This is a genomic window from Enterobacter sp. B79-1, assembly GCF_057444735.1.
Window position 1 is genome coordinate 161,003 of the sequence record NZ_JBYAZJ010000002.1, and the last position, 12,982, is coordinate 173,984.

Here is a 12,982-nt window from a genome sequence, read left to right on the forward strand (position 1 = left end):
ACGCGTCCCCAGCTTAACTGTAGACCCACTTTGCCGAACCAGGAAGGATTGATCGTTTTTTGAACAAATAATGCGAAGCATGCGCGATGTTCGGCAAAAGCTGTGATGACCGACACGATTTGCAGCTTTTTTGGCGCGCTTCAAAGAAAGTTTACCTGCATCAGTGTATGTTACGCGTTTTTAGAATGTGCGGTTTTTTGTATGTACGAGTTTAATCTGGTGCTGTTGTTGCTTCAGCAGATGTGTGTGTTTCTTGTCATCGCCTGGCTGATGAGTAAAACGCGCCTGTTCATTCCGCTGATGCAGGTCACCGTCCGTCTGCCGCACAAGCTGCTTTGCTATGTGACCTTCTCCATTTTCTGCATTATGGGGACCTACTTTGGTCTCCATATCGAAGATTCCATTGCCAATACGCGCGCCATCGGTGCGGTGATGGGCGGCCTGCTTGGCGGTCCCGTTGTCGGCGGCCTTGTTGGGCTTACCGGCGGTCTGCACCGCTATTCCATGGGCGGCATGACGGCGCTGAGCTGTATGATCTCCACGATCGTCGAAGGACTGCTGGGTGGCCTTGTCCACAGCTACATGATCAAACGCGGCCGTCCGGATAAGGTCTTTAGCCCGCTTACCGCCGGTGCGATTACCTTCGTGGCAGAGATGGCGCAGATGGCGATTATCCTGCTGATTGCCCGTCCGTTTGACGATGCGCTGCACCTGGTGAGCAATATTGCAGCTCCGATGATGGTGACCAATACCGTGGGCGCGGCGCTGTTTATGCGTATTCTGCTCGACAAGCGCGCCATGTTTGAGAAATACACCTCGGCGTTTTCCGCGACGGCCCTGAAAGTTGCAGCCTCAACGGAGGGGATCCTTCGTCAGGGATTTAACGAAGAAAACAGCATGAAGGTGGCACAGGTGCTCTACAAGGAGCTGGATATCGGTGCCGTCGCCATTACCGACCGCGAAAAGCTGCTGGCGTTTACCGGTACCGGAGACGACCACCATCTGCCGGGCAAACCGATCTCATCAACCTATACCCTGCGCGCCATTGAAACCGGTGAAGTGGTGTATGCCGACGGGAATGAGATCCCCTACCGCTGCTCGCTTCATCCGCAGTGCAAGCTTGGCTCGACGCTGGTGATCCCGCTACGCGGTGAAAATCAGCGGGTGATGGGAACGATTAAGCTCTACGAAGCGAAAAACCGCCTGTTCAGCTCGATCAACCGCACGCTGGGGGAGGGGATTGCCCAGCTGCTGTCCGCGCAAATCCTCGCCGGGCAGTATGAACGGCAGAAAGCGCTGCTGACGCAGTCAGAGATCAAACTCCTGCACGCCCAGGTCAATCCGCATTTCCTGTTTAACGCGCTTAATACGCTGAAGGCGGTGATCCGCCGCGACAGCGATCAGGCCGCGCAGCTGGTGCAGTTTTTGTCGACCTTTTTCCGCAAGAACCTAAAACGGCCTTCCGAAATCGTGACCCTGGCCGACGAGATTGAGCATGTTAACGCGTACCTGCAGATTGAACAGGCACGCTTTCAGTCTCGCCTGCAGGTGTCGCTCTCCGTCCCGGACGCGCTGGCGTACCAGCATCTTCCGGCTTTTACCCTTCAGCCTATCGTAGAAAATGCCATCAAGCACGGTACATCGCAGCTGCTGGGCATCGGGGAGATCACCATTTCTGCTACCCAGTTTAACCACCATCTGGTGCTGGATATTGAAGATAACGCCGGGCTCTACGTCCCTTCCGCCTCGGGTGGGTTAGGGATGAGCCTGGTGGATAAACGCCTGCGTGCGCACTTCGGTGACGACTGTGGCATTACCGTCGCCTGTGAACCCGACCGATTTACCCGTATCACCTTACGACTGCCGCTGGAGGAAAACGCATGCTGAGAGTGCTGATTGTGGATGACGAGCCGCTGGCACGGGAAAACCTGCGCGTGCTATTGCAGGAGCAGAGTGATATCGAGGTGGTGGGTGAGTGCGCAAACGCCATTGAGGCCATCGGTGCGGTGCACAAACTGCGTCCGGACGTGCTGTTCCTCGACATTCAGATGCCGCGCATCAGCGGGCTGGAGATGGTCGGGATGCTTGATCCTGAGCACCGCCCCTATATCGTCTTTCTGACAGCGTTTGATGAATATGCCGTGAAGGCATTTGAAGAACATGCCTTTGATTATCTGCTGAAACCGATTGAAGAGAAGCGGCTGGATAAAACGCTCACCCGTTTACGCCAGGAGCGCACCGTGCAGGATATGACGCTGCTGCCGGAAAACCAGCAGCCGCTGAAGTTTATCCCCTGCACCGGGCACAGCCGCATTTATCTCCTGCAGATGGATGACGTGGCCTTCGTCAGCAGCCGTCTGAGCGGGGTGTTTGTCACCAGCGCGGAGGGAAATGAAGGCTTTACCGAGCTGACGCTTCGCACCCTGGAGAGCCGTACGCCGCTGATCCGCTGCCATCGTCAGTATCTGGTGAACATGGCGCACCTGAAGGAGATCCGCCTGGAAGATAACGGCCAGGCCGAACTGGTGCTGCGTGCCGGGCAAACGGTGCCCGTCAGCCGTCGCTACCTGAAGAGTTTGAAAGAGGCGATTGGCCTGTAAAACTGGTACACTGCGCGCCATTGCATCATCGACAGTGAAAGGCACTCATGATTAGTAATGACATTCTTCGTAGCCTGCGCTACACCCTGAAAGCAAACAATAACGACATGGTGCGCATTCTTGCGTTGTCCGACATGGAAGCCACGTCTGCGGGTTTCGATACCTGGATGACCAAAGAAGACGAAGAGGGGTTTGTTCGCTGCCCCGACATCATTCTGTCGGGTTTCCTGAACGGCCTGATTTACGATAAGCGTGGCAAAGATCCGGCCGCGCCCGAGCTGGCGCTGGAGCGTCGCGTGAACAACAACACGGTGCTGAAAAAGCTGCGCATCGCGTTCTCGCTGAAAACGGACGATATTGTCGCGATCATGACCGAGCAAAAATACCGCGTGTCGGTGCCGGAAGTGACCGCCATGATGCGCGCGCCGGACCATAAAAACTACCGCGAGTGCGGCGACCAGTTTTTGCGTAATTTCCTGCGCGGGCTGACCCACCGGGTGCATCACCCGAAGGCGTGATTTTTGCCGGGTGGCGGCTTCGCCTTACCCGGCCTACAAAACCCGTAGGCCCGTGCAAGCGTAGCGCCGCCGGGCAAAAAAAAGCCGGAGATTATCTCCGGCTTTTTTGTTATTTCACCTGCTGACCCGGCTTCGCGCCTTCGTCAGGGCTTAACAGGAAGATATCTTTCCCGCCAGGGCCTGCAGCCATCACCATCCCCTCGGAGATGCCGAAGCGCATTTTGCGCGGTGCCAGGTTCGCCACCATTACGGTCTGACGACCGATCAGCACCTGCGGGTCCGGATACGCTGAACGGATGCCGGAGAAGACGTTGCGCTTCTCGCCGCCCAGATCCAGCGTCAGGCGCAGCAGCTTGTCAGAGCCTTCCACAAACTCAGCGTTTTCGATCAGCGCCACGCGCAGGTCGACTTTCGCGAAATCATCGAAGGTGATGGTTTCCAGAATCGGATCGTCTGCCAGTGGGCCGGTGACTGGTGCCGCAGCCGCCTTCACCTCTTCTTTAGAGGCTTCCACCAGAGCTTCAACCTGCTTCATTTCGATGCGGTTATACAGCGCCTTGAAGGTGTTCACCTTGTGGCCAAGCAGCGGTTGCTGGATGGCATCCCAGGTCAGTTCGGTGTTCAGGAACGCTTCAGCGCGGGCTGCCAGCTGCGGCAGAACCGGCTTCAGGTATGTCATCAGCACGCGGAACAGGTTGATGCCCATGGAGCAGATGGCCTGAAGGTCCGCATCGCGGCCTTCCAGTTTCGCGACAACCCACGGGGCCTGCTCGTCGACATAGCGGTTCGCCAGGTCAGCCAGGGCCATGATTTCACGCACCGCTTTACCGAACTCGCGCGCTTCCCAGGCTTCGCCAATGGTCGCCGCTGCGTCAGTGAAGGTTTGGTACAGGGCAGGGTCAGCCAGTTCAGCCGCCATCACGCCGTCAAAACGCTTGGCGATAAAGCCCGCGTTACGGGACGCCAGGTTCACCACCTTGTTGACGATGTCCGCGTTCACGCGCTGCACGAAATCTTCCAGGTTCAGGTCGATGTCGTCGATGCGGGAAGAGAGCTTCGCCGTGTAGTAGTAGCGCAGGCTGTCCGCGTCGAAGTGGTTCAGCCAGGTGCTGGCCTTGATGAACGTACCGCGAGATTTGGACATCTTCGCGCCGTTCACCGTCACGTAGCCGTGAACGAACAGGTTGGTTGGCTTGCGGAAGTTGCTGCCTTCCAGCATCGCTGGCCAGAACAGGCTGTGGAAATAAACGATGTCTTTACCGATGAAGTGGTACAGCTCGGCCGTGGAATCTTTCTTCCAGTATTCATCGAAGCTGACGGTGTCGCCACGCTTGTCGCACAGGTTCTTGAAGGAGCCCATGTAGCCGATTGGTGCGTCCAGCCAGACGTAGAAGTATTTGCCCGGCGCGTTCGGGATTTCGAAACCGAAGTACGGCGCATCGCGGGAGATATCCCACTGCTGCAGGCCGGATTCGAACCACTCCTGCATCTTGTTCGCAACCTGCTCCTGCAGCGCGCCGCTGCGGGTCCATGCCTGCAGCATTTCGCTGAAGGACGGCAGGTCGAAGAAGAAGTGCTCGGAGTCACGCATCACAGGCGTTGCACCGGATACCACGGATTTCGGCTCGATAAGCTCGGTCGGGCTGTAGGTCGCGCCGCACACTTCGCAGTTATCGCCGTACTGGTCCGGGGATTTACATTTCGGACAGGTGCCTTTGACGAAGCGGTCCGGCAGGAACATGCCTTTTTCCGGATCGTACAGCTGAGAGATGGTGCGGTTTTTGATAAAACCGTTCTCTTTCAGACGGGTGTAGATCAGCTCCGACAGCTCGCGGTTTTCGTCGCTGTGCGTGGAGTGATAGTTGTCATAGCTGATGTCAAAGCCAGCAAAATCAGTTTGATGCTCCTGACTCATTTCGGCAATCATCTGCTCCGGGGAAATCCCCAGCTGCTGCGCTTTCAGCATGATCGGCGTGCCGTGAGCATCGTCCGCACAGATGAAGTTAACCTCGTGGCCGCGCATTCGCTGGTAACGGACCCAGACATCAGCCTGGATATGCTCCAGCATGTGGCCGAGGTGGATTGAGCCGTTGGCGTACGGCAGTGCGCACGTTACCAGAATTTTTTTCGCGACTTGAGTCATAGTAGGCATTACTTCTTTTAACTGTGAAAAGGGTTTTTGATATTACCAAAAGGGGCATTATTAAGTAAGCACAAACCACGGCCTTTCAGGTAAACTTGTCATCTAAGGTCTTATTCACAAGAACAAAGGAGTCGGGATGAGTTCTCAATCCCAGGCCAAATCACCGGAAGCCTTACGAGCAATGGTCGCCGGGACGCTGGCTAACTTTCAGCATCCAACCCTGAAGCACAATCTTACGACGCTGAAGGCGTTACACCACGTTGCCTGGCTGGACGATACGCTGCACATTGAGCTGCAGATGCCGTTCGTCTGGACCAGCGCCTTCGACGCGCTGAAAGAGCAAACCAGCTCGGAGCTGCTGCGCATCACCGGTGCGAAGGCGATCGACTGGAAGCTGAGCCACAGTATCGCCACGCTGAAGCGCGTGAAAAACCAGCCTGGCGTGAACGGCGTAAAAAACATTATTGCCGTCAGCTCGGGCAAGGGTGGGGTGGGTAAATCCTCCACGGCTGTAAACCTGGCGCTCGCGCTGGCAGCGGAAGGGGCAAAAGTCGGTATTCTGGATGCGGACATTTATGGCCCGTCCATTCCAAACATGCTGGGCGCGGAAAACCAGCGTCCAACCTCGCCGGACGGCACCCACATGGCGCCAATCATGGTGCACGGTCTGGCAACCAACTCGATTGGTTATCTGGTCACCGACGATAACGCGATGGTCTGGCGCGGCCCGATGGCCAGCAAGGCGCTGATGCAGATGCTGCAGGAAACCATGTGGCCGGATCTGGATTATCTGGTGCTGGACATGCCGCCGGGCACGGGCGACATTCAGCTGACCCTGGCGCAGAACATTCCGGTAACGGGAGCGGTCGTCGTGACCACGCCGCAGGATATCGCGCTGATCGACGCCAAAAAGGGCATCGTGATGTTCGAGAAGGTGGAAGTACCGGTGCTGGGTATCGTTGAGAACATGAGCATGCATATCTGCAGCAACTGCGGACACCATGAGCCTATTTTCGGTACCGGTGGTGCGGAGAAGCTGGCGGCGCAGTATCACACTCAACTGCTGGGGCAGATGCCGCTGCACATCACGCTGCGTGAAGATCTGGACAGCGGTAAACCAACCGTGGTGAGCCGTCCGGACAGCGAATTTGCGGATATGTATCGTCAGCTGGCGGGGCGCGTTGCGGCGCAGCTTTACTGGCAGGGTGAAGTCATTCCGAGCGAAATCGCGTTCCGCGCGGTGTAATTCCTCTGCGCTTCAGTGCCGGGTGGCGGCTTCGCCTTACCCGGCCTACGGAGTTTGGGTTTGTAGGTCAGGTAAGCGAAGCGCCACCTGACTTTACCCAAGCCGATAATGCATCAGATAATACTCTCCGTCCGGAGAATCACCCGTCGCCTCGATGTGCCAGCCGTGTCGCTGGTAAAACGCAATAGCACGCGCATTCTTGACCAGACACTTAAGCGAACCCGTACTGGTAAACGTTTTCTGCACCTGTTCCAGCAACACATGCCCGACGCCCAGGCTCTGAAACTGCGGGTCAACAAACAGGTTGTGCAGAAAATTATCGTTCGTCCAGACGGAGGCGAAGCCAAGTCGATGCCCGTCCTGCACCGCCACCCAAACCTCTTCGTCCAGGATTGCGGCGTCAAAGTCCTCAAGCTGCCATTCCGCACCGTTCAACCATGGCCAGGCGTCGCGCCGGGCATGCAGGTAAATCGTGCGCAGGAAAGGACGATCGCTCTCCTGCCAGGCACGAACCAGGATCGTATTAGCGGTGATAGAAGATATCTCCGTTATAGGCCTTATGGATTTTTCCATCGGCATCGCCAATCAGCACGTAGTTCTCACCCATGTAGGTCCAGTGTGTTCCGGCATCCGGCGCTGGCAGGTTACGCAGCTGGTACTGTTTGATGGTGTACTCGGGCGTTTGATACTGCGCTGGCGCCGTGTCGCCAATCTTGAATTTAGTGAAGTCAGCGATGAACTCTTGTTCTTCATAGGCTTTGATGCCAGAAGGTGCTGCAGCCGTTTGCGGAGCAGAAAATGCGGAACCCGCCAGAGACAGTAGTACACCCAGAAGCAGCAATTTACGCTTAGCCATTTTTTCTCCAGTAATATCGTTACAGATACATTTTGTCTGCGGGTTTCAGTATGCGCGGCAGACAGTCCATTTTAAGTATCAAAACATGGTGTGTTTGAAAAAAAATGTAACAAAACTGAACGGTTTTGTGTAGTCACAACAAAGAATGCATATAACGGTCGTGAATGATATCTGTATTTTATATTTAATGTATTTATCAATTTATTAATTAATTCTGAAAACGCACCGCGACTTCAAAATTGGACCGTTAAGCGCATGCTTTCCCACTGTGGAACATTTAATATCGGCCCGGCACGACATGTTATGACGTTTGATTCCCGGCCCCATAGAGCAGGTCGGCTTAGACGATTCAGTATCTGGTTACTGCGTAGAAAAAACTCTTTATTAACACATTATGATTCATTTAATTCAATGAATTATATGATTATTTTTATTAAATAAAATTGTTGTTCGTACGATAAGTACAACGATAAAAGATATGTTTATATAAATGAAAAACACAACGGCATTTTCCTTTTTATTTCTTGCAATAAGCCAGTTAACAGGCTGTGTATTTTCACCAGGCCAGGATTTAGCCATGACCGGGAAAAATGTTATTGCAACAGAAGATAAATATTATCAGCTTGATAAACACGTGGAAATTTATCCACTGACCCCAGTGTTGATAGAACAATTGCGTCCGCCCGTATCGAAATCTCAGGCAAATCCTAATCTGGATGAGCAGGTGAAAAACTGGGAATACCGAATCGGCACCGGTGACATCCTGACGGTCACCGTCTGGGATCATCCTGAGTTGACGACGCCAGCAGGGCAGTACCGTAGCGCGAGTGATGCGGGAAACTGGGTCAACGCGGACGGTACGCTTTTTTATCCCTACGTTGGGAAACTGCATGTGGCAGGAAAAACGGTTTCGCAGGTTCGTGAAGAGATTACCGCGAGACTGGATAAATTCATTGAGAGCCCCCAGGTGGATGTCAGCATTGCCTCTTTCCGTTCGCAAAAAGCCTACGTGACGGGAGAAGTTGCGAAATCTGGCCAACAACCCATCACCAACATCCCCTTGACCGTGATGGACGCGGTCAATGCCGCTGGCGGTCTTTCAGCGGATGCCGACTGGCGCAATGTCGTTCTCACCCATAATGGCCAGGATTCCCGCCTTTCGCTGTATGCCCTGATGCAACTCGGCGATTTAACACAAAACAAACTGCTCTATCCTGGCGATATCCTGTTTGTACCGCGTAATGATGCCCTGAAAGTCTTTGTCATGGGCGAAGTGGTTAAGCAGAGCACGTTGAAGATGGATCGCAGTGGGATGACGCTGGCGGAAGCGCTGGGCAATGCGGGCGGTCTGAACCAGAACATGGCTGATGCAACCGGCATTTTTGTCATTCGCTCAGTGCATCAAAAAAGCCAGACGGACATCATTGCGAAAATCTATCAGCTCAATGCGAAAGATGCGTCGGCGATGGTATTGGGCACTGAATTCCAGCTCGAGCCGTATGACATTGTCTACGTGACAACGGCACCGTTGTCGCGCTGGAATCGCGTTATTACACAGCTTGTGCCGACCATCAGTGGCGTACATGACCTGACCGAAACGGTTCGTTACATCCGATCCTGGCCGCAATAATGTTCAACTCAATCTTAGTGGTTTGCACGGGCAATATTTGCCGCTCCCCGATGGGGGAGCGGCTGTTGCGTCAGCAATTACCCGGGAAACAGGTGACCTCAGCAGGTATTTTCGGTCTTGAGGGACATCCGGCAGATGCGGTTGCTCAGGATGTCGCCTGGCATCATGGTGTCTCGCTAGACGATCACGTGGGGCGCAAGCTGACGCGCAGCTTGCTGCAAAAATCCGATCTGATTCTGGTGATGGAGCCTGAACATCTTCGTTTTATTGCTGCTATGGCCCCGGAGAACCGTGGGAAATCACTGCTATTTGGACAATGGCTGGAGACAAAGGATATTCCCGATCCCTACCGCAAAAGCCGTGATGCTTTCGAATATGTTTTCGGGCAGTTGGGAAAAGCCAGTCAGGAATGGGCTCGTCGTTTGAGTCAAAAGGAATAAAGCAGCAATGCCATCTTATACTTCAGAGACATATGGTGCAGCGGCACCGCAAAATAATGAAATTGATCTTCTGCAACTGCTTGCCGAGATATTCGATCATCGGGTGATGATAGTCCTGGTAACACTCCTGTTTACGGTGTGCGCGGGACTCTATGCGTTTTCTGTCCCCCCTGTCTATCAGGCTGACGCGCTTGTGCAGATAGAAGCGAAGCAGGATAACTCATTGCTGAAAAGCTTAAGCCAGTTCGGCTCCGATCTTTCGCCAGACGTTGCACCGGAAATCTTGCTGATAAAATCACGAATGATCCTCGGGAAGACCGTGGATGAACTGGGGCTGACGTACCGGGTTAAGCGCCGCGTTACCCCGATCGTGGGGCATCTGTGGGCACGTTTTCGCCCCAGCAAGCCAGGTCACCTGACCATCGGTGAACTTACCATCCCTCGACAGGATGGCAAACCGCAAGTGCTTGTGCTGACCGTGCTGGAGCAGGGAGGGTATCACCTTGAGGGAGAAAGCTTCGAGGCTGTGGGTAAAGTCGGAAAAACGCTGCTCAAAGACGGTGTCTCTCTTCTGGTGACATCTCTCGACGCTGCACCAGGGACGCAGTTTGCGCTCACAACCTTGACAAAGCTTGAAGCCATCAACGCGCTGCAGAAACGGCTCACCGTTGCGGAATCCGCGAAACAGAGCGGAATGATCGCGTTAACGCTAACGGGCGAAGACCCTGACAAGATTACCGTGGTACTGAATACGATTGCAGAAAATTTCCTCAATCAAAATATTGAGCGTCAGGAAGCCCAGGATGCCCGTAGCCTGACCTTTTTACAGCATCAGTTACCGAAAATCAGTCACGAGCTGGATCAGGCCGAAGCGCGACTGAATGTATACCGTGAGCAGCGCGATTCCGTCGATTTATCCCTGGAGGCGAAGTCCGTTCTCGATCAGGTTGTTAATGTGGAAAATCAGCTCAACGAGCTGACGTTCCGTGAAGCGGAGATCTCTCAGCTTTTTAAAAAGGATCACCCAACCTATCGCGCATTACGCGAAAAGCGCCAAACCCTTGAGAAGCAGCGTGTCCGCCTGAACGATCGCGTATCAACCATGCCTTCCACGCAGCAGGAAATTTTGCGATTGAGCCGGGATGTTGAATCCGGGCGCGCCATTTACCTGCAGTTATTAACGCGTCAGCAAGAGCTCAATATCTCTCGCTCCAGCGCGATCGGAAACGTGCGGATCATTGACTCTGCCGTTACGCAACCTGAACCCATAAAACCACGAAAAGCACTTATTATCGTGCTTGGCATACTGTTGGGGCTGATATTCTCCAGCGGCTGGGTATTGGTTCTCGCTGCCTTTAAACGGGGGATAACCTCGTCTGAGCAACTGGAAGTACAGGGGATGCCGGTCCTGGCGACGCTGCCCCGCTCGGTATGGCTCTGGAAAAAAACGCATCTGCGCAAAATGAGTTTCCTGGGTTCCCGCTGGAGACACAAAACGTCGAATGTGCCCTTCCTGCCCATCGAAAGGCCAGCAGATATTTTTATCGAAGCGATGCGCGGGCTGCGTACCAGTCTGCACTTCACCATGATGGACGCCACGAATCAGATTGTCGTCATTACTGGCCCCACGCAGGATTGTGGCAAAACGCTGGTCAGTACCGCACTGGCGGCGCTGGCTTCTCAGGCCGGGCAGAGGGTGCTCTTTATTGACGCGGATATGCGTCAGGGGTACGTGCATAACATCTGTAAACTGAACAACCATTGCGGATTGTCCTCCGTCCTTGAGGGCGATGTTAAATGGCAGGATGTGCTCCAGCGCTTTGAGCAGGGTGGATTTGATGTTTTAACCTGCGGTCCACAGCCTTCACTTCCTGTGGAGTTGCTTATGGGGGAACGCTTCCAGAACGCCATGTCGCAGATGAACGAACGTTATGACATCGTGATTGTTGACACCCCGCCGGTGCTTGCCGTTACGGATGCCTTACTGATTGCCAAAGCGGCGGCGACCACCTTACTGGTTGCACGCTTTGGTAAAACCAGCGTCAAAGAGATTGAGCACTGTCGGAAGCGCCTGCAGCAAATGGGCGTGCAGGTGAATGGCGCTATTCTCAATGATATCGTGAAGTCCGCCTCGCTCTATTACAACTCGGGGTACAGCCATTACGACTACGGCTATACCCCGAAGGAAAATCGGCGTGAGGGTTAGTGCTTCACCAGCGTAGCGAAGTAGTAGACCAGGGGAATGGCAAGGATCCACAGACCAACGGGGATTTCGCGCCATTTCCCGGCAATCGCTTTGATCACGATGTAAAACAGCAAACCGCCAGCAATTCCTGTTCCGAAGCTGTTGGCAATCAGCGTAATCATGACCATCATCAGCACCGGCAGGCCGTCGGTGAAGTTCGCCAGATCAACCTTACGTAAGCCGCTAAACATATTCAGTCCAATGAGGATCAGCGCCGGTGCGGTGGCTTCTTTTGGGATCATCAGTGCAACAGGCGTAAACAGCAACATCAGCAGGAACATCACTGCCGCAGCCAGTGCCGTCATGCCCGTTTTACCGCCCGCTTCAGCAGCAGCCGAAGATTCGATCAGCGCCGTCGCGGCTGGAATACCGACCCACGGACCTACCGCAGCGGCAATGGAGTCCACCATAAACGGACGGTTGATATGCGGCATGTTGCCTTCGTCATCCAGTAATCCCGCCTCACCACCGACAGCCAGCGTGGTGCCCATGGTGGAGAAAAATTCCGACGCAAAGAAGACAAACAGGAAGGGCAGGAAGGCAATGTTCAGCGCCCCGAGCATATCAATGTGGCCGATAACCGGGGCCAGAGAATGCGGCATATCAATAAAATGACCAGGAAGTTTTGTCACGCCCAACGGAATACCGACCAGGGTGGCGAACAGAATGGCCCACAGTATTGCCCCTGGAATGCGGCGCGCCTGTAACGCGATGGCCAGGAAGAGACCCGCTAACGCGACCAGCGCCGCCGGTGACAGGAAATCTCCCAGCATCAGGGCATTCGTTTTCGCGTTTGCCAACACCAGCCCGGCGTTACGAAAGCCGAGCACGGCAACAAACAGGCCGATGGAGGCCGTCAACCCCAGCTTGATGGACTGCGGGACCGAACGGGTGACGACTTCACGCAGCCCAAAGCGGGTCAGCAGGAAGAATAAAATCCCTGACCAGCAGGCGATGCCGAGACCAATTTGCCAGCCAATACCTTCGCTGCCCGCAAGCGTGACGCCGACCAGGACCGAACCGCCAATACCGGGCCCGACGATGAAGGGCAGGTTGGCATAGAAAGCCATCAGCAGCGTTCCGGCAACGAAGACCAGAATGGTGCCCGTCGTTGCCGCGCCTTTATCCATTCCTCCGACCGCCAGCAGCCCCGGGATCACCACCAGCAGGTAGGCGGCGGCGAGAAAACCGGTGATGCCAGCCAGGCACTCCGTGCGTACGGTGCTGCCACGCGTATACAGTGCAAAACGGCGTTCCAGCCAGCTCCCTGGTGCTGGCGAATTAATGGTGTTGTCGGCCATTAT

General features: G+C 54.6%; 11 protein-coding genes. 7 read left to right on the plus strand and 4 right to left on the minus strand.

Annotated elements, in window-relative coordinates; genetic code table 11:
* Positions 1–201: 201 nt before the first annotated feature.
* The 3 genes from AC2T6E_RS08590 to AC2T6E_RS08600 are packed head-to-tail and all read left to right on the plus strand — an operon-like array spanning position 202 to position 3,118.
* A complete protein-coding gene (locus AC2T6E_RS08590) occupies positions 202–1,887 on the plus strand; it encodes a sensor histidine kinase (RefSeq protein WP_042718811.1) in 1,686 nt (561 codons plus the stop codon).
* On the plus strand, positions 1,881–2,600 hold the full coding sequence (gene btsR, locus AC2T6E_RS08595; protein ID WP_108416576.1) for a two-component system response regulator BtsR: 720 nt from the start codon (positions 1,881–1,883) through the stop codon (positions 2,598–2,600). Before AC2T6E_RS08590 ends, btsR begins: the two co-directional genes overlap by 7 nt.
* Positions 2,601–2,647: 47 nt before the next feature.
* Positions 2,648–3,118, plus strand: a complete 471-nt coding sequence (locus AC2T6E_RS08600) for a YehS family protein (protein WP_010433625.1) — start codon at positions 2,648–2,650, stop codon at positions 3,116–3,118.
* A gap of 109 nt (positions 3,119–3,227) precedes the next feature.
* Here AC2T6E_RS08600 and metG read toward each other — a convergent pair whose 3' ends face one another.
* Entirely contained in the window at positions 3,228–5,261 is a 2,034-nt protein-coding gene (gene metG / locus AC2T6E_RS08605) for a methionine--tRNA ligase (RefSeq protein ID WP_214605644.1), read from the minus strand.
* A gap of 136 nt (positions 5,262–5,397) precedes the next feature.
* Here metG and apbC point away from each other — a divergent pair, with 136 nt between their 5' ends.
* Positions 5,398–6,507 carry an iron-sulfur cluster carrier protein ApbC gene (apbC, locus tag AC2T6E_RS08610; RefSeq protein ID WP_211449625.1) on the plus strand — a complete coding sequence of 370 codons (1,110 nt, stop codon included), beginning with the start codon at positions 5,398–5,400 and terminating at the stop codon, positions 6,505–6,507.
* A gap of 93 nt (positions 6,508–6,600) precedes the next feature.
* On the opposite strand, the gene AC2T6E_RS08615 is transcribed toward apbC, so the two are convergent.
* Both AC2T6E_RS08615 and AC2T6E_RS08620 read right to left on the minus strand, forming a co-directional pair.
* Positions 6,601–7,080: a GNAT family N-acetyltransferase gene (locus AC2T6E_RS08615; RefSeq protein ID WP_211449623.1), complete on the minus strand. Its 480-nt coding sequence runs from the start codon at positions 7,078–7,080 to the stop codon at positions 6,601–6,603.
* On the minus strand, positions 7,031–7,363 hold the full coding sequence (locus AC2T6E_RS08620; protein WP_042718816.1) for an RcnB family protein: 333 nt from the start codon (positions 7,361–7,363) through the stop codon (positions 7,031–7,033). The genes AC2T6E_RS08615 and AC2T6E_RS08620 overlap by 50 nt, the downstream gene beginning before the upstream one ends.
* A 490-nt stretch (positions 7,364–7,853) precedes the next feature.
* Here AC2T6E_RS08620 and AC2T6E_RS08625 point away from each other — a divergent pair, with 490 nt between their 5' ends.
* The 3 genes from AC2T6E_RS08625 to AC2T6E_RS08635 are packed head-to-tail and all read left to right on the plus strand — an operon-like array spanning position 7,854 to position 11,639.
* Positions 7,854–8,993 (plus strand): polysaccharide export protein, encoded by a 1,140-nt coding sequence (locus AC2T6E_RS08625; protein WP_108416572.1) that lies wholly within the window; start codon positions 7,854–7,856, stop codon positions 8,991–8,993.
* Positions 8,993–9,433 (plus strand): arsenate reductase/protein-tyrosine-phosphatase family protein, encoded by a 441-nt coding sequence (locus tag AC2T6E_RS08630; RefSeq protein ID WP_010433643.1) that lies wholly within the window; start codon positions 8,993–8,995, stop codon positions 9,431–9,433. The genes AC2T6E_RS08625 and AC2T6E_RS08630 overlap by 1 nt, the downstream gene beginning before the upstream one ends.
* Before the next feature lie 7 nt (positions 9,434–9,440).
* Positions 9,441–11,639 carry a polysaccharide biosynthesis tyrosine autokinase gene (locus AC2T6E_RS08635; protein WP_486691370.1) on the plus strand — a complete coding sequence of 733 codons (2,199 nt, stop codon included), beginning with the start codon at positions 9,441–9,443 and terminating at the stop codon, positions 11,637–11,639.
* Here the strand turns inward: AC2T6E_RS08635 and AC2T6E_RS08640 are convergent.
* The gene (locus tag AC2T6E_RS08640) at positions 11,636–12,979 is read right to left on the minus strand and encodes an NCS2 family permease (protein ID WP_486691372.1); all 1,344 of its coding nucleotides are present in this window, start codon (positions 12,977–12,979) and stop codon (positions 11,636–11,638) included. The two genes, AC2T6E_RS08635 and AC2T6E_RS08640, sit on opposite strands and share 4 nt — an antisense overlap.
* Positions 12,980–12,982: the final 3 nt, after the last annotated feature.